This window comes from Geodermatophilus sp. SYSU D00766 (assembly GCF_054049915.1).
Window position 1 is genome coordinate 11,932 of sequence record NZ_JBJGYI010000046.1, and the last position, 23,114, is coordinate 35,045.

General features: G+C 77.0%; 22 protein-coding genes and 1 tRNA gene. 7 read left to right on the forward strand and 16 right to left on the reverse strand.

Annotated elements, in window-relative coordinates; translation table 11 throughout:
* Positions 1-2: 2 nt before the first annotated feature.
* The 6 genes from ACI8AD_RS22265 to hrcA all read right to left on the reverse strand — a co-directional run bounded on the left by ACI8AD_RS22265 (position 3) and on the right by hrcA (position 5,503).
* Positions 3-1,100, reverse strand: a complete 1,098-nt coding sequence (locus ACI8AD_RS22265) for a PhoH family protein (protein ID WP_456872714.1) — start codon at positions 1,098-1,100, stop codon at positions 3-5.
* Between the two features lie 124 nt (positions 1,101-1,224).
* Positions 1,225-2,052 (reverse strand): enoyl-CoA hydratase/isomerase family protein, encoded by an 828-nt coding sequence (locus tag ACI8AD_RS22270; RefSeq protein ID WP_456872715.1) that lies wholly within the window; start codon positions 2,050-2,052, stop codon positions 1,225-1,227.
* A 29-nt stretch (positions 2,053-2,081) separates the two neighbouring features.
* Positions 2,082-2,441: a histidine triad nucleotide-binding protein gene (locus tag ACI8AD_RS22275; RefSeq protein WP_456872716.1), complete on the reverse strand. Its 360-nt coding sequence runs from the start codon at positions 2,439-2,441 to the stop codon at positions 2,082-2,084.
* A 118-nt stretch (positions 2,442-2,559) separates the two neighbouring features.
* Complete coding sequence (locus tag ACI8AD_RS22280; protein ID WP_456872717.1) at positions 2,560-3,327, reverse strand: 16S rRNA (uracil(1498)-N(3))-methyltransferase; 768 nt, start codon at positions 3,325-3,327, stop codon at positions 2,560-2,562.
* Complete coding sequence (gene dnaJ / locus ACI8AD_RS22285) at positions 3,324-4,466, reverse strand: molecular chaperone DnaJ (RefSeq protein WP_456872718.1); 1,143 nt, start codon at positions 4,464-4,466, stop codon at positions 3,324-3,326. The genes ACI8AD_RS22280 and dnaJ overlap by 4 nt, the downstream gene beginning before the upstream one ends.
* Positions 4,467-4,480: 14 nt before the next feature.
* Positions 4,481-5,503, reverse strand: coding sequence for a heat-inducible transcriptional repressor HrcA (hrcA, locus tag ACI8AD_RS22290; protein ID WP_456872719.1), 1,023 nt, complete (start codon positions 5,501-5,503; stop codon positions 4,481-4,483).
* 208 nt (positions 5,504-5,711) lie between these two features.
* Between hrcA and ACI8AD_RS22295 the strand changes: the two genes are divergently transcribed.
* A complete protein-coding gene (locus tag ACI8AD_RS22295) occupies positions 5,712-6,083 on the forward strand; it encodes a type II toxin-antitoxin system VapB family antitoxin (RefSeq protein WP_456872720.1) in 372 nt (123 codons plus the stop codon).
* 38 nt (positions 6,084-6,121) lie between these two features.
* Here ACI8AD_RS22295 and ACI8AD_RS22300 read toward each other — a convergent pair whose 3' ends face one another.
* From ACI8AD_RS22300 to hemW, 6 genes are all read right to left on the reverse strand, one after another.
* Complete coding sequence (locus ACI8AD_RS22300; protein WP_456872721.1) at positions 6,122-7,087, reverse strand: IS481 family transposase; 966 nt, start codon at positions 7,085-7,087, stop codon at positions 6,122-6,124.
* A gap of 106 nt (positions 7,088-7,193) precedes the next feature.
* Positions 7,194-7,799 (reverse strand): response regulator transcription factor, encoded by a 606-nt coding sequence (locus ACI8AD_RS22305; protein WP_456872722.1) that lies wholly within the window; start codon positions 7,797-7,799, stop codon positions 7,194-7,196.
* Entirely contained in the window at positions 7,796-8,911 is a 1,116-nt protein-coding gene (locus ACI8AD_RS22310; protein WP_456872723.1) for a sensor histidine kinase, read from the reverse strand. The genes ACI8AD_RS22305 and ACI8AD_RS22310 overlap by 4 nt, the downstream gene beginning before the upstream one ends.
* 20 nt (positions 8,912-8,931) lie before the next feature.
* On the reverse strand, positions 8,932-9,669 hold the full coding sequence (locus ACI8AD_RS22315; protein WP_456872724.1) for an ABC transporter permease: 738 nt from the start codon (positions 9,667-9,669) through the stop codon (positions 8,932-8,934).
* The gene (locus ACI8AD_RS22320; protein ID WP_456872725.1) at positions 9,666-10,547 is read right to left on the reverse strand and encodes an ABC transporter ATP-binding protein; all 882 of its coding nucleotides are present in this window, start codon (positions 10,545-10,547) and stop codon (positions 9,666-9,668) included. The genes ACI8AD_RS22315 and ACI8AD_RS22320 overlap by 4 nt, the downstream gene beginning before the upstream one ends.
* Before the next feature lie 135 nt (positions 10,548-10,682).
* Positions 10,683-11,906, reverse strand: coding sequence for a radical SAM family heme chaperone HemW (hemW, locus tag ACI8AD_RS22325; RefSeq protein WP_456872726.1), 1,224 nt, complete (start codon positions 11,904-11,906; stop codon positions 10,683-10,685).
* A gap of 47 nt (positions 11,907-11,953) precedes the next feature.
* Here hemW and ACI8AD_RS22330 point away from each other — a divergent pair, with 47 nt between their 5' ends.
* The 3 genes from ACI8AD_RS22330 (at position 11,954) to ACI8AD_RS22340 (ending at position 16,476) form a co-directional block, all read left to right on the forward strand.
* Positions 11,954-12,736: an enoyl-CoA hydratase-related protein gene (locus ACI8AD_RS22330; RefSeq protein WP_456872727.1), complete on the forward strand. Its 783-nt coding sequence runs from the start codon at positions 11,954-11,956 to the stop codon at positions 12,734-12,736.
* A 26-nt stretch (positions 12,737-12,762) separates the two neighbouring features.
* Positions 12,763-12,918 carry a hypothetical protein gene (locus ACI8AD_RS22335; protein ID WP_456872728.1) on the forward strand — a complete coding sequence of 52 codons (156 nt, stop codon included), beginning with the start codon at positions 12,763-12,765 and terminating at the stop codon, positions 12,916-12,918.
* Positions 12,919-13,044: 126 nt separating this feature from the next.
* Complete coding sequence (locus ACI8AD_RS22340) at positions 13,045-16,476, forward strand: ATP-binding cassette domain-containing protein (protein WP_456872729.1); 3,432 nt, start codon at positions 13,045-13,047, stop codon at positions 16,474-16,476.
* A 116-nt stretch (positions 16,477-16,592) separates the two neighbouring features.
* Here ACI8AD_RS22340 and selB read toward each other — a convergent pair whose 3' ends face one another.
* The 3 genes from selB to ACI8AD_RS22355 all read right to left on the reverse strand — a co-directional run bounded on the left by selB (position 16,593) and on the right by ACI8AD_RS22355 (position 19,786).
* Positions 16,593-18,338, reverse strand: a complete 1,746-nt coding sequence (gene selB, locus ACI8AD_RS22345; protein WP_456872730.1) for a selenocysteine-specific translation elongation factor — start codon at positions 18,336-18,338, stop codon at positions 16,593-16,595.
* 4 nt (positions 18,339-18,342) lie between these two features.
* On the reverse strand, positions 18,343-19,653 hold the full coding sequence (selA, locus tag ACI8AD_RS22350; RefSeq protein WP_456872731.1) for an L-seryl-tRNA(Sec) selenium transferase: 1,311 nt from the start codon (positions 19,651-19,653) through the stop codon (positions 18,343-18,345).
* Between the two features lie 37 nt (positions 19,654-19,690).
* Positions 19,691-19,786, reverse strand: a tRNA-OTHER gene (locus ACI8AD_RS22355).
* Positions 19,787-19,809: 23 nt separating this feature from the next.
* Here ACI8AD_RS22355 and selD point away from each other — a divergent pair.
* The 3 genes from selD (at position 19,810) to ACI8AD_RS22370 (ending at position 22,566) form a co-directional block, all read left to right on the forward strand.
* Positions 19,810-20,817 carry a selenide, water dikinase SelD gene (selD, locus tag ACI8AD_RS22360; RefSeq protein WP_456872732.1) on the forward strand — a complete coding sequence of 336 codons (1,008 nt, stop codon included), beginning with the start codon at positions 19,810-19,812 and terminating at the stop codon, positions 20,815-20,817.
* Positions 20,818-20,952: 135 nt separating this feature from the next.
* Entirely contained in the window at positions 20,953-21,540 is a 588-nt protein-coding gene (locus ACI8AD_RS22365) for a hypothetical protein (RefSeq protein ID WP_456872733.1), read from the forward strand.
* A gap of 60 nt (positions 21,541-21,600) precedes the next feature.
* Positions 21,601-22,566, forward strand: coding sequence for a zinc-binding dehydrogenase (locus ACI8AD_RS22370; RefSeq protein WP_456872734.1), 966 nt, complete (start codon positions 21,601-21,603; stop codon positions 22,564-22,566).
* 61 nt (positions 22,567-22,627) lie between these two features.
* On the opposite strand, the gene ACI8AD_RS22375 is transcribed toward ACI8AD_RS22370, so the two are convergent.
* On the reverse strand, positions 22,628-23,114 hold a 487-nt coding region (locus ACI8AD_RS22375), incomplete at its 5' end, for a TOBE domain-containing protein (protein WP_456872735.1).

Here is a 23,114-nt window from a genome sequence, read left to right on the forward strand (position 1 = left end):
GCTCAGCTCCCCTGCCGGCGGGTCGGCCGCGCCGGGCGGGCGGGCGTCGCGGGCCGGCCGGCGCCCTGCTGGTGGGAGGCGTCCCAGCGCTCGTAGGCGTCGACGATGTCGCCGACCAGCCGGTGGCGGACGACGTCGGAGCTGGTCAGGTTGGCGAAGTGCACGTCCTCGATGCCGTCGAGGATCTCCCGCACCACCTTCAGCCCGCTCTGCGCGCCGCCGGGCAGGTCCACCTGCGTGACGTCACCGGTGACGACGATCTTCGAGCCGAAGCCGAGCCGGGTGAGGAACATCTTCATCTGCTCGGCGGTGGTGTTCTGCGCCTCGTCGAGGATGACGAACGCGTCGTTGAGCGTGCGTCCGCGCATGTAGGCCAGCGGGGCGACCTCGATGGTGCCCGACTGCATGAGCCGCGGGATGGACTCCGGGTCGACCATGTCGTGCAGCGCGTCGTAGAGCGGCCGCAGGTAGGGGTCGATCTTCTCGCTGAGCGTGCCGGGCAGGTAGCCCAGCCGCTCGCCGGCCTCGACTGCGGGCCGGGTGAGGATGATCCGGTTGACCTGCTTGGTCTGCAGCGCCTGCACGGCCTTGGCCATGGCCAGGTAGGTCTTGCCGGTGCCGGCCGGGCCGATGCCGAAGACGACGGTGTGCGCGTCGATCGCGTCGACGTAGCGCTTCTGGTTGAGCGTCTTGGGCCGGATGGTGCGGCCCCGGCGGCTGATGATGTCCAGGCTCAGCACGTCGGCGGGGCGCTCGGAGCCGCCGCTGCGCAGCATGCCGATGACGCGGCGCACCGAGTCCGGGCGCAGCGCCTGGCCGGTGCCCAGCAGCGCGATCAGCTCGTCGAAGACGCGGACGGCGAAGGCGTTGTCGGCCGGCTGCCCGGTCACGGCGATCTCGTTGCCGCGCACGTGCACGTCGGCCTCGAGCTCGCCCTCGACCAGCCGCAGCAGCTCGTCGCCGGAGCCGAGCAGGCCGACCATGGACACCGAGTCCGGGACGGTGATGGTGGTGCGGACCGCCGCCGGCGCGGGGGTCGCGAGAGCGGTGGCGACGTCCGCCGCGGCGGCCTGGGCGGAGGCCTCACGCGAGGTGGGCACGCCGGGCACGGGGACGTTCGGGGAGGTGTCGGGCAAGAACCCTCGACCCTGCCTTCCTGACACGGGGATCTGACCATCCGAGTCTACCCGCGGGCCGCCACCGGGAATCCCGTCCGCGACCGGCTCAGCGCCCCTGGTAGGTGGCCTTGCCGGGTCCCTCCTCGAGGAACGAGGCGACGGCGCCGCGCAGGTCGGCGGTGGCGAACAGCGGCCCGGAGACCTGCGGGGTGACGTCGTCGGCGGCCCGGGCGCCGTGCCGCACGGCGGTGGTGACCAGCCGCTTGGTGGCCGCGTGCGCCACCGTGGGGCCGGCCGCGAGCCGGTGCGCCGTGTCGCGGGCGGCCGCGGCGAACCCCTCGTCGGGCAGCACCCGGTTGACCACGCCCCACCGCTCCAGGACCGCGGCCGGGAACCGCTCCCCGGTGAAGATGAGCTCCTTGGCCCGCGCCGGCCCGGCCCGCTCGGCCAGCCGCTGCGGGCCGCCCATCGACGGGGTGAGCCCGACGACGATCTCGACCAGCCCGAACGACGCCCGCTCGGCGGCCAGCAGCAGGTCGCAGGCCAGCGCCAGCTCGAAGGCGGCGGTGAGGGTCAGCCCGTGCGCGGCGAACACGGTGGGCACCGGCAGGTCCTCGACGGTCTGGGCCACGCGCAGCAGCCGCGCCCACAGCGCCGCGCCGGCCTGCGCCGGGTCGGGGCCCTCGGCGATGTCGCGGAAGGCGGTGACGTCGACCCCGCCGGAGACGACCCGCCCGCGAGCCTCGACGAGCACCGCGCGGGCGCGGTCGGGGCGGCCGGGCGCGGTGAGCTCGACCAGCTCGGCGGCCACCTGCTCCAGGGCGGCGAACACCGGCTCGTCGAAGAGGTTCAGCGGCGGCCTGTCGAGCACGACGACGGCGACGTCGCCGTCCCGCTCGATCCGGACGGGGGCGGCGCTGCCGGCGTCGGTCATGCCGGCCACCCTGCCACCGTCCGCGCGGCTCAGCCCGGGGGCCAGCGCAGGTCGCGGCCGCCGAGCACGTGCAGGTGCACGTGGTCGACCGACTGCCCGGCCTGCGGACCGGTATTGGTGACCACCCGGTACCCCGGCTCGACGCCGTCGTCGGTGGCCAGGCCCTCCTGGACGGCGACCGCCGACACGGCCCGGACGACCTCGGCCAGCAGGTCGGGGTCGGCGTACGCCAGCGCGGCCACCGTCGGGTGGTGGTCCTTGGGGATCACCAGCACGTGCGTCGGGGCCTGCGGGTTGACGTCGCGGAAGGCGAGCGTGCGGTCGGTCTCGTGCACGACGTCGGCGGGGATCTCCCGGGCGACGATCCGGCAGAACAGGCAGTCGGTCACGGTCGGACCCTACGGCGGGCCGACCGTCCTCCCGCACCGCAGCGCGTCCTCCCCCACGTCCCACCGTGCGGGAGGACGCCCCACGATCAGGTCACCTGATCCCGGCGCGACCCCGCCGTCAGGACCAGCGGGTGCGGACCGACAGGGCGGCCAGCGCGGCGGCGCCGGCGGTCGAGGTCCGCAGCACCTCCGGGCCCAGCCGCACCGCCCGCGCCCCGGCGGCGCGCAGCGCGACGACCTCGCCGTCGGTCAGCCCGCCCTCGGGCCCGACGACGACGGCGACCGTGCCGGTGCGGGGCACCTCGACGCCGGTGAGCGGGGTGCGGGCCTGCTCGTGCAGGACCAGCGCGAGGTCGACGTCCTCGAGCTCGCCGCACACCTGCCGGGTGGTCAGCAGGCCGGCGACCTCGGGCACCCGCGGCCGGCGCGCCTGCTTGGCCGCCGCCCGCGCCGCCGCGCGCCACCTCGCCAGGCCCTTCTCCACGCGGTCCTCGCGCCACCGGGTGACGCAGCGGGCGGCGGCCCACGGCACGATCCGGTCGACGCCGAGCTCGGTGGCCAGCTCCACCGCGAGCGGGCCGCGGTCGCCCTTGGGCAGCGCCTGCACCAGCACGAACTCCGGCTCCGGCGCGGGCACCTCGTGCCGGGCGGTCACCTGCACGCCCAGGCCGGCCGGGCCGGCGTCGAGCACGGTCCCCTCGACGACGGTGCCGCGGCCGTCCCCGACCCGCACCGGCTCGCCGGGGGTCAGCCGCAGCACGTCGACGGCGTGCCGGCCCTCGGCGCCGCCGACGACCAGCTCCGCGGCGTCGGGGAGCTCGTCGAGCAGGAACAGCGGGGAGCCGTCCTGCACGGGGTGCTGGTCGTCGGTGGCCGGGGCGCTCACCTGAACGGGTTCCGGACCCGGGAGAACAACCCCCCGTGCCCCTCGGCGGACGGCTGCCGCTGGTCCTCACCGCGCAGCGCGGCGAGCTCGCGCAGCAGCTTCTCCTGCTCGGCGTCGAGCCGGGTCGGCGTCTGGACGTCGACGTGGACCTGCAGGTTGCCCCGGCCGGTGGCCCGCAGCCGCGGCGCGCCCTTGCCGCGCAGCGTGAGGACGGTGCCCGACTGGGTGCCCGGCCGCACGTCGACGTCGGTGTCCTCGCCGTCGAGCAGCGTCAGCGGCAGCGTGGTGCCCAGCGCCGCGGCGGTCATCGGCAGCGTGACGTGGCAGTGCAGGTCCTCGCCGTCGCGGGTGAAGACCTCGTGCGGGCGCTCGCGGATCTCCACGTAGAGGTCACCCGCCGGCCCGCCGCCGGGGCCGACCTCGCCGCGGCCGGTGAGCCGGATGCGCATGCCGTCCTCGACGCCGGCCGGCACCTTGACCGGGATGGTCCGGCGGGCGCGGACCCGGCCCTCGCTGCCGCACTCGGGGCAGGGGTCGGGGATGACCTGGCCGGTGCCGGCGCACGTCGGGCACGGCCGGGAGCTGACCACCTGGCCGAGGAAGGAGCGCTGCACGCTCTGCACCTCGCCGCGCCCGGAGCAGGTGGAGCAGGTGACCGGGTGGGTGCCCGGGGCGGTGCCCGCACCGCTGCAGGTGCCGCACAGGACGGCGGTGTCGACGGTGATCTCCTCGGTCGTGCCGAAGACCGTCTGCTCCAGGTCGAGCTCGAGGCGGATGAGCGCGTCGTCCCCGGCGCGCACCCGGCTGCGCGGGCCCCGGCCGCCCATGGTGCCGCCGCCGAAGAAGGCGTCCATGATGTCGCCGAGCCCGCCGAAGCCGGCCCCGGCGCCGAAGGGTGAGCCGCCGGCGGCCCCCGCGCCGGCGTCGAAGGGGTCGCCGCCGAGATCGACGATGCGGCGCTTGTCCGGGTCGGTCAGCGCCTGGTAGGCGCGGCTGACCTCCTGGAAGCGCTCCTTGGCCTCGGGATCGGGGTTGACGTCGGGGTGCAGGTCGCGCGCCAGCCGCCGGTAGGCCTTCTTGATGTCGGCGTCGGACGCGCCCCGGGACAGCCCGAGGACGCCGTAGTAGTCGGTTGCCATCTGGTGTACAGACCTCAGCTCTCGGCCAGCAGCTGGCCGACGTAGCGGGCCACGGCGCGGACCGCGGCCATGTTGCCCGGGTAGTCCATGCGGGTCGGGCCCACGATGCCCAGTCCGCCCAGCGCCCGGTCGCCGGTTCCGTACCCCACGGAGACGACCGACGCACCGGCCAGCGCCTCGTGGGCGTTCTCCTCGCCGATGCGCACGAGCACCGCACCGCCGGAGTCGACCTCGCTGATCAGCCGGAGCACCACGACCTGCTCCTCGAGCGCCTCCAGCAGCGGCCGCAGGCTCCCGGGGAAGTCGACGGCGACCCGCGCCAGGTTCGCCGTCCCGCCCACGACCAGGCGGTCCTCCCCCGGCTCGACCAGCGTCTCCACCAGCGCCGCGCCCACCGCGGCGACCAGCACGCGCAGGTGCGGCGGGGCGGTGTCGAGCAGGTCGGGCACCTTGCCGCCGGCGTCGGCGAGCCGGGCGCCGGTGAACGCCGCGTTCAGCAGCGTGCGCAGGTCGGCGACGTCGTCGCGGGTGACGTCGGCCGGGCAGTCGACGACCCGCTGCTCGACCCGGCCGGTGTCGGTGATGAGCACCAGCAGCAGCCGCGAGCCGGTCAGCTGCACCACCTCGAGGTGGCGCACGGCGCTGCGCGAGAGCGTGGGGTACTGCACGACGGCGACCTGGTGGGTCAGCTGCGCGAGCAGCCGCACCGTGCGACCGAGCACGTCGTGCAGGTCGACGGCACCGTCGAGGAAGCGCTCGATCGCCCTGCGCTCGGCGGCCGACAGCGGCTTGACCGAGGAGAGCCGGTCGACGAAGAGGCGGTAGCCCTTGTCGGTGGGCACCCGGCCGGCGCTGGTGTGCGGCTGGGTGATGTAGCCCTGCTCCTCGAGCACCGCCATGTCGTTGCGGATGGTCGCCGGCGAGACCCCGAGGTCGTGCCGTTCGGCCAGGGCCTTGCTGCCCACCGGGTCGTTGGTGGAGACGAAGTCCTGGACGATGGCCCGCAGGACCTGCAGGCGGCGTTCGTCGTGCGCCACGGTGACACCTCCCCGTACCGGTCGACGTCGTCGTGCGGGCGGGCCCGGGCGCGCGGTCGGGGCACGCCGGCCGCCCTGCGGCGGGCTGGCACTCGCACGGACGGAGTGCCAGACCAGCATACGCGAAGGACCCCGTCCCCCTCTCCGCTCGTGAGCTTGCGGTGAGCCTCTGGACGGGGCCGAACGGGTCACCCGGACGGTCGATAGGGTGACGGCCGACGGTGCCGGAACGGGGTGGGTGCGGACGGAGGTCGGGTCCCTGATCTTCAAAGCGGTGCGCGACGGCCGCCCCTATCCCGAGCACGGCCTGGCCCCGCGGGACTGGGCGATGATCCCGCCCCGTCAGATCCGGCTCGACACGCTGGTCACCACCAAGCGCGAACTGGCGCTGGACGCCCTGCTCGCCGACGACTCGACCTTCTACGGCGACCTGTTCCCGCACGCCGTCCAGTGGCACGGCGACCTCTACCTCGAGGACGGCCTGCACCGGGCGCTGCGGGCGGCGCTGCAGCAGCGCACCGTCATCCACGTGCGGGTCCTCGACCTCGACGCGCTCATGCCCGCCGACCCGGCGCGCTGATGGCCCCCGGGCTTCGAGCCGCTAGATGTACCTGGCCATCAGGTTGGTGCCAGGCGGCTGATCGGCGGCTTGCCGCCGAGTGCTGAGTGGCGGCGTTGAGTGTTGTAGTGCTCGAGCCAGGGCGCGAGGGCGGCGGCGCGCTGGTCGTTGCTGGTGAAGACCTGCCGGTAGGCCCACTCGCTGGCCAGCGTGCGATTGAGCCGTTCGACCTTGCCGTTCTGCCACGGGCAGTGCGGGCGGATGAACTTCTGCCGGGCGCCCAGTGCGCCGATCACCTCGCGCAGGGACCACTTGTAGGCCCAGGCGTTGTCGGTCATCACCCGCTCGATCCGGTCGATGCCGTGGGCGGCGAAGTAGGCCGCGGCGCGGGCCAGAAAGCCCGCGCAGGTGGCGCCCTTCTCGTCGGTGAGGATCTCGGAGTAGGCCAGCCGGGAGTGGTCATCGACCAGGGAGTGCACGTAGTCGAAGCCGACCCGGCTGGCCCGGTCTCGGCTGGTGCTGCCGGCGGCCCGGCCGTGGGCGCGCCAGCCGCCACCGTCGGGGATGCGGGCCAGCTTCTTGACGTCCATGTGCACCAGCTCGCCGGGCGCCGAGCGCTCATAGCGGATCGCGGTGACCTTCGAGGCCCGGATGACCTCTCCGGTCATCGGGTCCAGAGCGGCCAGCCGGGGCTGCCCGCGGCGGGTCAGGACCCGGGAGACGGTGCGGGCCGGCACACCCAGCTCGGCGCCGATGAGCGCCGGCCCGCGGCGCTGCTGGCTGCGCAGCTCGACGATGCGGTCCTCCACGGCGGCTGGGATGCGCCGGGGGCTGCTGCGCGGGCGGGAGGACCGGTCGACCAGCCCGGCTTCACCCTCGGCCTGGAAGCGGCCGATCCAGGTCCGCACGCACTTGCGGGAGATCCCCATCGCCGCGGCAATGTGGGCCTTCCTCCACCCGTTCTCCCACCGCTCGACGATCAGTTTCCGGCCGTGCACGGTGGTGCGGGCATTAGCGTGGGACACGAGAACCTCCGGGCAGGTGTTGGGCCTTCGACAAGCCACACCCCACTCGGAGGTTCTCCTTCGTTCAAGCCCGGTCCGCCGTCACCAACGTCCTGGCCGGGTACAGCTAGAGCCAGCCCTTGTCGGCGGCGACGCGGGCGGCCTCGACCCGGGTGCGGGTGCCGGTCTTGCCGATCGCGGAGGACAGGTAGTTGCGCACCGTGCCCTCCGACAGGAACAGCCGGCGGGCGATGTCGGCCACGGTCGCGCCGTCGGAGGCCTCGCGCAGGACGTCGGCCTCGCGCGCCGACAGCGGCGTCGCCCCGAGGGCGAGCGCGGCGGCGGCCAGGTCCCGGTCGATCACCCGCTCCCCGGCGACGACGGCGCGGATCGCCCGCGCGAGCTCCGCGACCGGGGCGTCCTTGACCAGGAACCCGGCCGCGCCGACCTCCATCGCGCGGCGCAGGAACCCCGGCCGGCCGAAGGTGGTGAGCACGACGGCGCGCACCGCGGGCAGCGCGGCGGCCAGCTCGCGTGCGGCCTCGATGCCGTCCTGCCCGGGCATCTCGATGTCGAGCAGCGCGACGTCGGGGCGGTGCTCGCGGGCGGCGGTGAGCACCTCGTCGCCGCGGCCGACCTCGGCGACGACCTCGATGTCCTCCTCCAGCTCCAGCAGCGCCCGCAGCGCGCCGCGCACCATCGACTGGTCCTCGGCGACCAGGACGCGGATCACCGGGCGGCTCCCGCCGGGACCGCCGCGGGCGCCAGCGGCAGGACGGCCCGCAGCTCGTACCCGCCGGCGCGGCCGGCACCGCCGGTCAGGGCGCCGCCCAGGGCGCCCACGCGCTCGGCGAGGCCGGTGAGCCCCGACCCGGGCCCGGTGTCACCGGCCGGGCCGCGGCCGTCGTCGGTGACGGTGAGCACCGCCTGGGTGCCGTCGTCGGTGAGGGCGACGGCGACCGAGCGGGCGCCGCTGTGCCGCAGCACGTTCGTCGTCGCCTCGCGCACCACCCAGCCCAGCGCGGTGTCGACCGGGCCGGGCAGCGCGGGCACCCGGGCGGGCAGCCGCACCGAGATACCGGCGCCGGACAGCGCCGAGCGGGCCTCGGCGAGCGCCTGCGCGCAGCTGACCCGGCGGTAGCCGCTGACCGCGTCGCGGACCTCGGCCAGCGCGCGGCGGGCGGCGGCCTCGACGTCGGCCATCTCCGCGCGCGCCCGGGCGGGGTCGACCTCGGCGAGGCGGCCGGCCAGCTCGCTCTTGAGCGCGATGAGCGACAGGCTGTGGCCGAGCAGGTCGTGCAGGTCGCGGGCGAAGCGCAGCCGCTCCTCGGCGACGGCGTTGCGGGCCAGCTCCTCGCGGGCCTCGGCGAGCTCGGCGTTGACCGACACCAGGTGCCGGGTGCCGCGCAGCGCGAAGGCGGTGAGCAGGCACAGCACCGGGAGGATGAGCAGCCCGGGCTCCCCGCCGAGGGTGACCACCGCGGCGCACACGGCCGCCGCGGCGAGGACGGCCGGCCACACCCACCGGGTGGGCAGCGCGGCCGCGGCGGCCGCCGAGACGTAGATGAGCAGGCCCGCCCACGACGGCCCCATCGCGGCGGCGAGGACGGTGCCGAGGACCGCGACGACGGCCAGCCGACCCCACAGCGACCCGGTCCAGCAGCCGTCGAAGGCCCGGCGGAAGACGGCGAGGTAGACGGCGGTGAACACCAGCAGGCCGGCGCCCGCGGCCACCCGCACGGCGAGCGGCCGGTCGGTGGTGAGCAGGTCGGCGACCGGGAAGAACTGGAACAGCAGCCAGGGCAGCGCCCAGCCGATGCGGTACCAGCGGGGACGGGGGTCCACGGCGCCCGACCGTAGCCCGGTCAGCCCGCGACCGCGGTGAGCGACCGGCGGCGGGCCACCGCGACCGTGAGCGCGGCGCACACCGCGGCGGCACCGGTGAGCACCAGCAGCGGCAGCACCGGCACGCTGCCGCCGGCGGCCGCGCGCCCGGCCTCGGCGTACCAGTAGGACGGCAGGACGTGCGCGACCGCGCGCAGCCCGGACGGGAACAGCTCGACCGGCACCCACAGCCCACCGAGCACGGCCAGCACGGTGGCGACGACGCCGATCGCGCCGCCGGCCGCCTCCTGCTCCAGCGCCCAGCCCAGCAGCAGCCCCAGCGCGACGAACACCGCCGACCCCAGCCACAGGACGAGCAGCAGGCCGGCCCACTCCCCCGGCGCCAGCCGCACCCCGTTGACCAGCCGGCCGGTGGCCGCGACCACGAGCAGCGGCGGCAGGGTGAGCAGCATGCCGACGGCGACGTCGACCGTGACCACCGCCGCCGGCGGCACCGGGGTGACCCGCAGCTGCCGCAGCCAGCCCGACGCGCGGTCGAAGGAGAGCCGGATCGTCGCGCCGAGTGCCGCCCCGATGGCGCCGTAGGCCATCATCGCGACCATCGTGGCCGCGGCCTGCTCCTGGCTCACCCCGCCCGGCTGGCCGGCGAACACCTGCGTGAAGAAGACGGTGAACGCGGCCGGCAGGACGACGGTGAACAGCAGGTACTGCCGGTTGCGGCCGATCCGGCGCAGCTGGAAGGCGAGCAGCGGGCTCATCGGAGGGCTCCCGTCGTGAGGGTGAGGACGGCGTCCTCGAGGCTCGCGCCGCACACCTCGAGGTCGGTCAGGGCGACGCCGTGGTCGAGCAGCGCCCGCAGGGTGGCCTCGACGTCGGCGGTGGCCAGGGTGGCGACGGCGCCCTGGCGGGTCACCGCGGTGACGCCGGGGAGGTCGTCGGGCAGCCGCTCGGCGGTGAGCCGGACGCTGCGCCCGGACACCGCCGAGCGGACCGCCGCGGACGACCCGTCGGCCACCAGCCGCCCGCCGGCCAGCACCACGACCCGGTCGGCGACCGCGTCGGCCTCCTCCAGGTGGTGGGTGGCGAAGACGACGGTGGTGCCGCGGGCGGCGAGCGCGCGCATCGTGGCCCAGAAGGCGCGGCGGCCCTCGACGTCCATGGCCGAGGTGGGCTCGTCGAGCAGCAGCAGCGGCGGCTGACCGGCCAGCGCGAGGGCGAGCAGCACCCGCTGCCGCTGGCCGCCGGAGAGGGCCTCGACGGGCCGGCCCAGCAGCCCGTCGGTGCCGGTGGTGGCGGCCAGGTCCGCCAGCGGCCACGGGTCGGGGTAGCTGCGGCGCACCAGCTGCAGCACCTCGCCGACCCGTGCCTCGCCGGGCAGCCCGCCGTGCTGCAGCATCGCGCCCACGCAGCCGGCCCGGACCGCGTCGGCGGGGGCGCGGCCGAGCACGCGCACGCGGCCGGCCGCGGGCCGCACCAGCCCGAGGGCGGCGGAGACGGTGGAGGACTTGCCGGCGCCGTTGGGGCCCAGCAGCGCGACGGTCTCGCCGCGGCCGATGCGCAGGTCGAGGCCGTCGACGGCGAGCACCTCGCCGTGCCGCACGGTCAGGCCGCAGACGTCGAGGGCGGGTGTGGTCACGGCGTCGAGCCTGGCCGGGCGGGCGGTGCCGGCAGTAGTGCGGGACGTCGCCGGTCCGCTGTGACACCCGTCAGTTCGGCCCCGTCCAGAGGCTCGCGCCGAGCGTGCGAGGCGTGAGGAGGACGGGGTCCTTCCTCAGTCCGTGAGGTCGCGGACGACGGCGTCGGCGAGCAACCGGCCGCGGTCGGTGAGCACCGCCCGCCCGGCCGCGTGCGCGCCCGCGTCGAGCAGCCCGCGGGCGACGGCGTCGGCGGCCCGCAGCCGGCCGGCGTCCGACAGCGCGGTCAGCGGCAGCCCGTCGCGCAGCCGCAGGCCGAGCATGACCGTCTCCAGCGCGCGGTCGGCGTCGCCGAGGACCTCGCGGTCGGCCACCGGGCTCTCCCCCGCGGCCAGGCGCTGGGCGTAGGCGGCGGGGTGCTTGACGTTCCACCACCGCACGCCGCCGACGTGGCTGTGCGCGCCCGGGCCGATCCCCCACCAGTTCGCGTTGGCCCAGTACAGCTCGTTGTGCCGGCAGCGGGCGGCGTCCCCGCGCGACCAGTTGCTGACCTCGTACCAGTCGAAGCCGGCGCCGCGCAGCACGGTGTCGGCCTGCACGTAGCGGTCGGCGAGGACGTCGTCGTCGGGCAGCGGCAGCTCACCGCGGGCGATCCGGCGGGCCAGCCGCGTGCCCTCCTCGACGATGAGCGCGTAGGCGCTGACGTGGTCGACCGGCGCGGCGAGGACGGCGTCGAGGGAGGCCGCCCAGTCGGCGTCGGTCTCACCGGGGGTGCCGTAGATCAGGTCGAGGTTGACGTGCCCGAACCCGGCTTCGACCGCCTCGCGGGCGGCCTGCGCCGCGCGGCCCGGGGTGTGCCGCCGGTCGAGGACGGCGAGGACGTGCTCGGCGGCCGACTGCATGCCCAGGCTCAGCCGGGTGAAGCCCGCCGCGCGCAGGGTGTCCAGCGACTGCGGGGTGACCGACTCCGGGTTGGCCTCGGTGGTCACCTCGACGGCGGGGTCGACCGGGAACAGCTCGCGGACGGCGGCCAGGACCGCGGCCAGGTCGTCGGCGGGCAGCAGCGTCGGGGTGCCGCCGCCGACGAAGACCGTGGACACCGTGGGCAGGTCGGGCCCGAGGACCTCCGCGGCGCGGCGCAGCTCGGCGATCGCGGTGCCGGCGTACTCGGCGCGGTTGGCGCCGGGGCCGAGCTCGTCGGAGGTGTAGGTGTTGAAGTCGCAGTAGCCGCAGCGGATGGCGCAGAACGGCACGTGCACGTAGAGGCCGAACGGCGTCGTCGTGAGGTGCTCGCGGGCGGCGTCGGGGAGGTCGGACGGGCTCGCCGGGGACCCCGGGAGCAGCGGCAGCACGGTGTTCATCTGCTCCCAGTGTGCCGCGCCGCCGCCAGGGTGGGCAGGATGCCGGGGTGAGCTCTGCACCCGTGGACGACGACCGGCTGCTGCAGCGGACCGTCGAGGGGGGCGTGGCCCGGCTCGTCCTGGACTCGCCCGCCAACCGCAACGCGCTCTCCCGCGCGCTGCGGGCGCAGCTGCGCGAGGCGCTGGACGCCGCCCTGGCCGACGACGCCGTCCGGGTGGTGGTGCTCGACCACACCGGCCGGGTCTTCTGCTCGGGGATGGACCTGTCGGAGGCCGCCGGGGCGGGTGCCGGCGACCAGGGTGTGCGCGAGCTGCCCGACCTGCTGGAGACGATCTGGACCTCGCCGAAGCCGGTGGTCGCCGTCGTCCGCGGGCCGGCCCGGGCCGGCGGCGTGGGGCTGGCGGCCGCCTGCGACGTCGTCGTCGCCGCGGCCTCGGCGACCTTCGGCATGTCCGAGGTGCGGCTGGGGCTGGTGCCGGCGGTCATCTCCGCCGTCGTGCTGCCGCGGATGCTGCCGCACGTGGCGCACCGGCTGATGCTGACCGGGGAGGTGTTCGACGCGGCGGCGGCCGCGGCCGGCGGGCTGGTCGACCTCGTCGCCCCCGACGGGGAGGTCGACGCCGCGGCCGACGTGCAGGTGCGCGCGCTGGCGGCCGGGTCGCCGTGGGCGCTGGCCGAGACCAAGCGGCTGCTGCGGTCCGGCGGGCTGCGCGGCTCGTTCGACGACCTGCTGGAGCTCTCCGCGCGGGCCTTCGCCGGTGAGGACGGGCAGGAGGGGATCGCGGCGTTCCGCGAGAAGCGCCCGGCACGCTGGGTGCCCTCCCTGTAGCCCGCCGGGCGCGGGATGCTGCGCCCGTGACCGCACCCGAGGACCCCCGCGCGCGCTTCCGCACCCTGCCCGAGCCGGTCGACCCGGAGGACACGGTGGAGACCGTGGACGCCGGCACGACGCGGCCGGACAGCACCGACGCCGACGAGCGCGACACCCTGCTGCGCCAGGCCGGGGGCTGACCTCCGCGCCTCGGTCGCAGCACCGGAAAAGCGGGCGCGGGTCGTCGGCGGCGCGGGCTAGCGTCCTCGTCACCGACCGTCGTCGAGGGCGCTCGCGGCGACCCGCGGCGCCCGGATCGGAGTGCCGTGGTCCCCGCGCCGTTGACGTGGCGCCGGCTGGCCGGGCGCGCGAGCGGCGCCGCACTGGTCGCCGCGCTCCTGGGCGCCGTCGGGGAGACGCTGGCCACCGTCGTCGCGGGCCGGCTGGCCGAGCACCCCCGGTCCGGCCTGGTCGCGCTGCTGGCCGCGCTGCTGCTCGGCGCCAGTGTCCTGGACACCGCCGGCCGCACCCTCTTCTCCGGGATCGTCGGGCGGGCGGAGGGCCGGCTGCGCGCCGACCTGCTGGGCGCCGCCCTGCGCCAGCCGCTGCCGGTGCTGGAGGAGCAGGCGGTCGGCGAGGTCCTCGACCGGGTCGACGACGACCCCCGCCAGGTCGGCCAGCTGCTGCGCCGCACCGGCTGGGAGCTCGGGCGCTCGGCGCTGCGCTCGGTGCTGGCGTGGGTCGTCGCCGGGCTGACCTGGTGGCCCGCGTGGATCGCCTTCCCCCTGGTCGCGGTGGCCGCCGTCGCGGTCTCGCGCCGCCTGGCCGGCGTGGTCGCGGCGCGCAAGCTGGCCGAGGAGGCGGCCTGGTCCGACCACTCCGCGCAGCTGGAGGAGGCCGTCGCCGGGCGCGACGACGTGCGCTCGGCGCTCGGCCAGCCGCACGTGGTCCGCGCCTACGCCCGCCAGTCCGCCGAGGTGCTCCGGCGGGTGCGCGCCACGGCGGTCGCCGCGACGACGGTCAGCCTGCGCACCGGCCTGGTGGTGCACGCCATGCTCGCGGCGGTGGCCGTCGCCGGGGTGGGTCTGGTCGGCGCCGGCCGCCTCGGCACCGGGCAGCTGGTGACCCTGTGGCTGCTGGTCACCGCCTTCGTCGGGCAGCTGAACCAGGTCACCAACCACCTCCCCGAGCTGCAGGCCGGCCTGGGCGCGCTCGCCCGCATCCGCGCCCTACTGCACGCCCCGCAGGAACCGGCGGGCGGGACCGCGGTGCCGGCCGGGCCGGCGGACGTCGAGATCCGGGGGCTCACCTTCGCCTACCCGGGCGGCTTCGCCCTGACCGACGTCGACCTGCTCGTGCCGGCGGGGACCACCTGCGCGCTGGTCGGGCGCACCGGCGCCGGCAAGTCGACCCTCGCCCGGCTGCTGTCGCGGGCCGTGGAGCCGCCGCCGGGCACCGTGTTCGTCGGCGGCCAGGACGTGACCGCCACCGCGGTCGAGGACCTGCGCCGCGCCGTCGGCGTGGTCACCCAGCGCACCGAGCTGCTCGCGGCCACGCTGGCGGACAACGTCACGCTGTTCGCCGACGTCCCGCGCCCGGTGGTCGAGGACGCCGTGGACGCGCTCGGCCTCACCGACTGGGTGGCCTCGCTGCCGCACGGCCTCGACACCCGCCTGGGCACCGGCGGCGTCACGCTGTCGGCCGGGGAGGAGCAGCTGGTCGCCTTCGCGCGCCTGCTCGTTCGCGACGTCGCGGTCGTCGTCCTGGACGAGGCCACCGCGCGCATGGACCCCCAGACCGAGCACCGGGTGACCCAGGCCGCGCAGCGGCTGCTGTCCGGACGCACCGGCATCGTCATCGCCCACCGGCTGTCCACCACGCGCCACGCGGACGCCGTCGCGGTGCTCGAGCGCGGCCGTGTGGTCCAGCACGGGCCGCGGGCCGAGCTGGCGCGCACGCCCGGGCCGTTCGCCGAGCTGCTGCGGGCCTCCGGTGCGGAGCCGCCGCCCGCCCCGGCCGGGGAGGCGCTGTCGGTGCGCGCCGAGCGGCGCCCGCCCCGGCCGGCGGCGCCGGTGCGGACGCCGGGCCTGGCCCGCACGGTCGCGCGCCTGGTCGCCGTCCACCCGCGGTGGGGCCTGCTCGGGGCGGTGGCCTTCCTCGGCGTGTCGATGCTCAGCGCCTACGGTCCGGTGACCGGGTGGCTGTGGGGCCGTCTCGTCGAGGCGCTGGACGCCGGGCGCACGCCGTGGGCCGACGCCGGGCTGCTGGCCGCGGCGGTCCTCACCGCGCCGCTGCTGCTCGCCGTGGCCTTCCGGACCTACTTCCTGTGGTGGTCGACGGTCACCCTGCGGCTGCGCCTCGGCGTGCTGCGCGGGCAGACCATGCAGCGGCGCCTGGTGCGCACGCCGCCGGGCGAGATCGCCGCACGCGCGCTGGACAGCGACCGCCTGGTCCTCTACGTCGACCGCTGGGTGGACGTCACCATCGGTGTCGTCGTCGTGGCCGCCACCGCCGTCGCCGGGCAGAGCCTGCTGGCCGGGGCCGTCGTCGGCGGGGTGATGGCGCTGTCGGCGCTGGTGTCGGTCGCCGGGGCGCCGCTGGCCGGCTCCTCCGCCCGCGAGGCCGGCGACGCGCGCGCCCGCTTCGGGCGCTCCCTGGTGTCGGCCTTCGACGCCGCGCGCACGGTGAAGCTGGCGGCCGCGACGGCCGCCGTCGGCGCCCACCTGGAGGCCGTCGACGGGCACCGGGTGGCGGCGTACGTGCGGGAGCACCGGGTGCGCACGCTGCTCGACGGCGTGCCGAACCTGCTCGTGCAGGCCGGCGTGGTCGCGGCCTGGGCCGTGCACCTGGCCGGGGGGTGGGACCTGCCGACCACGCTGCTCGTCACGACCGCGGTGAGCGGGTCGAGCTGGTTCGGCACGGTGGCCGGCGCCGCCATCACCGAGGCCCCGGTGGCCCGGCGCTGGCTGGAGGCGACGACGCAGCTGGCCGGCGGCACCGACCTGGTCGCCGAGCCCCCGGGCGTCGACCTCGTCGCCGGCGTCGCGCCCGCCCCGCCGGCGACCGGCCGGGTGCCGCTGGAGCGGCTCGTGCTGGAGGGCGTGACCGCCGTCCACGACGACGGCACGGTGGGCGCCGCCGGCGTCGACCTGACCGTCGAGGCCGGGGAGCTGGTGCTGCTCACCGGCCGGGTCGCGTCGGGCAAGTCCAGCCTGCTGGCCGCCCTCGCCGGGCTGGTCGACCACGAGGGCGCCATCCGGTGGAACCAGCGGGAGGTCGACGACCCGCAGCTGTTCCTCCGCCCGGGGCAGGTGGCGTGGGTGGGGCAGGTGCCCCGGGTGCTGTCGGGGTCCTTCGCCGACAACATCACCCTCGACCACGACCGGCGCCTGCAGACCGCGGTGGACGACGCCCGGCTGACCTCCGACGTCGAGGACGCCGGCGGGCACGGCGCCCTGGTCGGCCACCGCGGGGTGCGGCTGTCCGGCGGTCAGGTGCAGCGGCTGGCGCTGGCCCGCGCGCTGGCCACCGAGGCCGAGCTGCTGGTCGCCGACGACGTGTCCTCCGCCCTCGACGCGCGCACCGAGCTGGAGCTGTGGGAGGCGCTGCGCGGCCGCGGGGTCACCGTGGTCGGGGCCAGCGCCAAGCGCTCGGCGCTGGCCCGGGCCGACCGGGTCGTCGTCCTGGAGGAGGGGCGCGTGGCGGCCACCGGCCGGTGGGACGAGCTGGCCGACCGGTGGGGCCACCTCGCCGGGTGACCCGCCCCGGCGCCCGGGTTACCGCACCGGCGCACTCGTGCTCTGCCCCGCATCGGGGGCAGAGCACGACTGCGCTCAGAAGGAGTGGGCGGTGGTCCCCGACCGCACCAGAGAGGTCACCGGAGCCGGCGGGTCGCGTCGGGCAGCCGCTCGGTCACCCCGCGCGCGTCCAGCCACTCCATGAGCGGCACGGCGACGCGGCGCGAGGTCCCCCACGCCGAGCGCGCCTGGCTGAGCGTGACCGGCTGCGGCAGGGCCGCCAGCCGCTCGCGCGCCACCCGCTCGACGCCCGGGGCCAGGTACACGCCCTCGGCGATGCGGACGAGCTGACCGTCGCGCACCGCGGCCGCCAGCTCGCGCGGGCCCAGCGCCGAGGCGCGCAGCTCCTCGGCGTCGGGGGCGGCGAAGGGGTCGGCGGCCAGCCGCGCCCGGATCCCGTCCACCGCGCGCTGCACCGCCGGCGGCAGCCCCGCGGCGGCCACGACCACCCGCCCCTCGCGCAGGGCCAGCGGCGGGCGGACCGCCAGCCGCACCAGGTCGTCGTCGGGCAGGTCCAGCTCCCGCCGGACGACGGCGACCGGCGGGCCCGGTTCGAGCGGGAAGGCCTGCCGGTGCGCGGCCACCAGCCCCGGCACCCGCCGGGCCAGCGTCTCGACCAGCCCCGGGGCCAGCAGCCACGGCCCGGCGCGGACGGCGTCGTCGGGCACCGGCCAGCCCATCGCGGTGAAGTCGTCGGCGCGCATCACCCGGCGGCGGACCAGGTCGGCCGTGGCGCCGGCCGGGCCGGTGTCCTGCCCGGCCAGCTCCGCGGCCCGCTGCCGGGCCGCGCCGCGGCGGCGCAGCTGGGGCGGGGCGACGTCGCGCACGTCGGCGCCGAGCACCCGCCGGGCGCCGGGGTCGCGCAGCAGCACCCGGTCGCCGACCCGCAGCGGCAGCGCCGAGGCCAGCCGCAGCCGCACCGCGGTCCCGTCGAGCGGCCGCAGCCGCACCGGCACCGCCGCCGAGCCGACGTGCAGCACCGCCTCGGCCGGCAGCCGGTCGGCCGGGTCGCGGTCGAGGACGACGTCGAGCTCGGCGGTGTCGCGGAAGGCGCCGGGGGTGAGCAGCGCGTCGCCGCGGGAGAGGTCCTCGACGGCGAGGCCGCGCAGGTTGAGCGCCACCCGCGCGGTCGCCGTCGCCCGGTCCACCGGCCGGCCCAGCGACTGCACGCCGCGGACGCCCACCTCCCGGTCGCGCAGCCGCAGCCGGTCGCCGGCGGTCACCGTGCCGGCGGCGAGGGTCCCGGTGACCACGGTGCCGGCGCCGCGCACGGGGAACGCGCGGTCGATCCACAGCCGCACCGGCGCGGCGGCGTCGGGCGCGGGCAGGCCGGCGAGCAGCGTCTCCAGGGCGGCGGCGAGCTCCGGCACGCCGCGGCCGGTGGGCGCGCTGACCGCCACCCCCGGCACGGCGCCCAGCGAGGTGGCCGCCAGCCGCTCGGTGGCGTCGGCGAGCACCGGCGCGGGGTCGGCGAGGTCGGCCTTGGTGACGGCGAGCAGCGCGTGCCGCACGCCGAGCGCGTCGAGGACGGCGACGTGCTCGGCGGTCTGCGCCGACCAGCCGTCGTCGGCGGCCACCACGACCAGCGCCGCGGGCACCGACCCGACCCCGGCGAGCATGTTGCCGACGAACCGCTCGTGCCCCGGCACGTCGACGACGGCGACCACCCGGCCCGAGGGCAGCGTCGTCCAGGCGAAGCCGAGGTCGATGGTCAGGCCGCGGCGGCGTTCCTCCTCCCACCGGTCGGGCTCCATGCCGGTGAGCGCCCGGACCAGCGTCGACTTGCCGTGGTCGACGTGGCCGGCGGTCGCGATCACGTCCACGCGATCACCTCCACGTCCGGGCCACCTCCAGCACCGCGGCGGCCAGGTCGTCGTCGGCCGACGGCGGCACGCTGCGCAGGTCGAGCAGGGTGCGGCCGTCGGCGACGTACCCGACCACCGGCCGCGGCCCGGTCCGCAGCGCCGCGGCGAACGGCTCGGGCAGCGAGACGGCCGCACTGGGCAGCGGGTGCTCCGGCGCCCCGCCGCCGCCGACCCGGGCCGCGGAGTCCACGGCGGCCGCGTCCACCCCGGCGGCGGCGAGCCGGGCCGCCAGCGCGTCGGCCCGCGCCCGCAGGCCCGCGACGTCGGCGGCGAGCATCCGCTGCACCGGCGGCAGCGGGCCGCGCAGCGTCGCCTCCAGTGCGGCCAGCGTCGTCTTGTCCACGCGCAGGGCCCGGTACAGCGGGTGCCGGCGCAGCCGCTGCACCAGGTCGGCGCGGCCCAGCAGCAGCCCGGCCTGCGGGCCGCCGAGCAGCTTGTCCCCGCTGGACAGCACCAGGTCGGCGCCGTCGGCGAGGGTGGTCTGCAGGTCCGGCTCGTCGGGCAGCACCGGGTGCGGCCGCAGCAGGCCGGAGCCGACGTCGGCCACCAGCGGGACCCCGGTGCCGGCGAGCGCCGCCGTCAGGTCGGCGACCGGGACGGCCGTCGTGAAGCCGCGGACGACGAAGTTCGACGGGTGCACCTTGAGCACCGCGCCGGTGTCCGGACCGAGCGCGCGGGTGTAGTCGGCCGGCGTCACCCGGTTGGTCGTGCCGACCTCGCGCAGCCGGGCGCCGGTGGCCTCCAGCAGCTCGGGGATGCGGAAACCGTCGCCGATCTCGACCAGCTCGCCGCGGGCGATGACGAGCTCCCCGCCGAGGGCGGTGGCCACGAGTGCGAGCGCGGCGGCGCAGTTGTTCACCACGATCGCCGCCTCCGCGGCGGGGACGGCGGCCAGCAGCGCGGCGATCGCCGCCTCCCCGCGCGGCCCGCGCCGGCCGGTGCGCAGGTCCAGCTCGACGTCGGTGGTGCCACTGGCCGCGACCACCGCCTCGACCGCGGCCTCCGACAGCGGTGCCCGCCCGAGGTTGGTGTGCACCAGGACGCCGGTGGCGTTGAGCACCGGCCGCAGGCTGCCCGCCGTCGCCGGCAGGGCGGCGAGGACGGCGCCGACGGCGTCCTCGGGGGCGAGCGAGCCGTCCCGGACCCGCTGCTGCACGGCGCGGACGGCGTCCTTGACCAGGTCGCGGCCCAGCCGGGCGGCGGCGCCGGTCAGCGCGGGGTCGGCCAGCAGCGTGTCGGTGCGGGGCACTGCCCGCCGCGGGTCGGCGCTCATCGCTGCGGAGCGTATGCGCGCCGGCCCGCGGGGAGGCTGGCGGAGGCGGACGGGAATCGAACCCGCCTGACCGAGCTGCTCGGCCACGTCGGCTTTAGAGGCCGCGGGGGCCACCAGACACCCTGACGCCTCCGCCGCCCAGCCTACGGTGGGCCCGTGACCACCGCGCCGGAGCAGGTCCGGCTGACCCGGTTCGCCCACGGCGGCGGCTGCGCCTGCAAGATCCCGCCCGGCGAGCTCGAGGCCGTCGTCGCCGGGCTGACGCACACCGGTCCGGCCGCCCCGGCCGCCGAGCTGGTCGTCGGCCTCGACGACGGCGACGACGCGGCGGTGGTCCGGATCGCCGGCGGGCAGGGGCTGGTGCTCACCACCGACTTCTTCACCCCGGTGGTCGACGACGCGTACACCTTCGGCCGGATCGCCGCGGCCAACGCGCTCTCCGACGTCTATGCCATGGGCGGCACCCCGGTCGTCGCGGTGAACCTGCTCGGCTGGCCGCGCGACGTGCTGCCGGCCGAGCTCGCCGCCGAGGTGCTGCGCGGCGGGCTGGAGACCGCGCAGGAGGCCGGCTGCCACGTCGGCGGCGGGCACTCCATCGACGACCCCGAGCCCAAGTACGGCATGGCGGTCACCGGCGTGCTCGACCTCGACCGGGTCGTCCGCAACGACGCCGCCGTCGCCGGGACGCCGCTGTCGCTCACCAAGCCGCTGGGCGTCGGGGTGCTCAACAACCGGATGAAGGCCACCGGCGAGGTCAGCGAGGAGGCGGTGGCGTCGATGACGGCGCTCAACCGGGACGCCTCCCTCGCGGCGCTGGCCGCCGGCATCCGCGCGGGCACCGACGTCACCGGGTTCGGCCTGCTCGGGCACCTCTACAAGATGGCGCGGGCCAGCGGGGTGACCGCGGTGGTCGACGCCGCCGCCGTCCCCTACCTGACCGGCGCGCGCGAGGCGCTGGCCGCCGGGTTCGTCTCCGGCGGCACCCGGCGCAACCTCGACTGGGTCCGGCCGCACACCGACCTGTCCGCGGTGGACGGGGACGAGGCGCTGCTGCTGGCCGACGCGCAGACCTCCGGCGGGCTGCTGCTGGCCGGTGAGGTGCCCGGCGCGCCGGTGATCGGCGAGTTCGTCCCGCGGCAGGACGCCGTCGTCGTCGTCCGCTGACGGGGCCGGCGCGCCCCGGGCGACACGCCGCCCTCCCGCACCGCCGCGCGCGGAGGCGTTCCGGCGCGGCCGCGGCGCTGCCAGCCTGCCGCCCGCGCCCACCCGGACGGACCGGACGGCGCGGAGGAGGACGACATGAGGACGAGGACGGCCGGCGCGCTGACGGTGCTGCTGGCCGCCGGCACCGCGGGCCTGCTGCCGGGGACCGCCGCGGCGGCGCCGCCCGACGGGCGCGGGGCGACGACGGAGTACAAGGCGACCACGCAGCTGGGCACCGCCGAGGGCGCCCCGCTCACCGTGGCCGCCGCGGTCACGCGCGACACCACCGGCGCGCTGGTCACCCCGGTGGAGGTCTACGTCGACGGTCTGGCGTGCACCCCGCTGGGCGACCTGACGGGATCGGTGGTGTCGCTGGAGTCGGCCACGCTGAGCGGCTCGGCCGTGCCGGTGACCTGCGCGCCGGCCGGCGGGCAGGGCCTGGCGGCGACGGCGGGCACCCTCGACGTCGACCTCGCCTGGACCGGCACCGGCCCGACGCAGCGGGAGGGGCGCACGGGCAACCGGGACCACTGCGTCGGCCGGGTGCTGCACCGCGCCGCCACCCTGGCCGGTTCCGTGACGGTCACGCTCGAGGGCGGACAGCCGCTGACGGTCGGCGTCGTCGACGGCCACGACAGCGCGCTGTCCTACTACCACACCGCCTGCCCGCCGCCGGCCTCCTGAGCGCCCGGTCCGGCGGGCGCGCTGTCGCCCGCCGGACCGCCGTGTCCTAACGTCCGGCGCATGCGCGCCGTCTTCGTCTCCTCCCCCTCGCCCGACGACCCGCTGTCCGTGCTGGAGGTCGGCGAGCGCCCCGAGCCCGAGGTCCCCGACGGCTGGACGACGGTGCAGGTGCGAGCGGTCTCGCTCAACCACCACGACCTGTTCAGCCTGCGCGGCGTCGGCCTGCCGCAGGAGCGGATGCCGATGGTCCTGGGCACCGACGCGGCCGGGCTGGACGAGGACGGCAACGAGGTCGTCGTCCACGGTGTCGTGGCCAGCCCCGGCTGGACCGGGGACGAGACCCTCGACCCGAAGCGGACGCTGTTCTCCGAGCTGCACCAGGGCACGATGGCCGAGCGGGTGGCCGTCCCCCGGCGCAACCTGCTGCCCAAGCCGGCCGAGCTGTCCTTCGCCGAGGCCGCGTGCCTGCCGACCGCCTGGCTGACCGCCTATCGCATGCTCTTCGTCCGCTCCGGCCTGCGGCCGGGGCAGACGGTGCTCGTGCAGGGCGCCAGCGGCGGCGTGGCCACCGCGCTGGTCGTCCTCGGCCGGGCCGCCGGCTTCCGGGTGTGGGTGACCGGCCGCAGCGAGGAGAAGCGGGCCGCTGCGCTCGAGCTCGGCGCCGACCAGGCCTTCGAGACCGGCGCCCGGTTGCCCGAGCGGGTCGACTGCGTCATGGAGACCGTCGGGAAGGCGACCTGGAGCCACAGCGTCAAGTCGCTCAAGCCCGGTGGCGTCATCGTCATCTCGGGGGCCACGACCGGCTTCGACCCCGGCGCCGAGCTCAACCGGGTCTACTTCACCCAGTTGTCGGTGGTCGGCTCGACGATGGGCACCCGCGAGGAGCTGGAGTCGCTGGTGCAGGTGTGCCGGGTCAGCGGCGTGCGGCCGGTCATCGACGTCGAGCTGCCGCTGGACCAGGCCCGCGAGGGGTTCGCCCGCATGCTCGAGGGCCGCACCGCCGGGAAGATCGTCTTCATCCCCTGAGTGCGCAGCGGGCCCCCGGACGGGTGTCCGAGGGCCCTCACGCCTGCTCAACGGATGAGTGTCAGCGCTCGTCCTGGGAGACCCGCAGCCCGGTCTCCGGGGAGAACACGTGCGCCTCCCCCGGGCGGATCGCCACGTGCACCACCTCACCCTTGGCCGGCGGCTTGCGCGCATCCACCCGCAGCGTCAGCAGCTTGTCCTCACCCCCGACCACACCCCCGGCGTCGGCGGCGTGCAGCGTGCCGTAGGCATACGCGTCGCTGCCCAGCTCCTCGACCACCACCACCTCCACCGGGAACCCCTCCCCGGCGCCGACCAGCTCCACCGACTCCGGGCGGAACCCCAGCGTCGCGGTGCGCGCCCCCTCCGCGCCGAGCGCGGTCACCGCGGTGCGCGGCAGCGGCACCGTCGACCCGCCCAACCGCGCCCCACCCTCGGTGAGCTCCACCTGCACGAGGTTCATCGCCGGCGAGCCGATGAACCCGGCCACGAACTCGTTGACCGGCCGGTCGTAGAGGTTGCGCGGGGTGTCGACCTGCTGCAGCAGC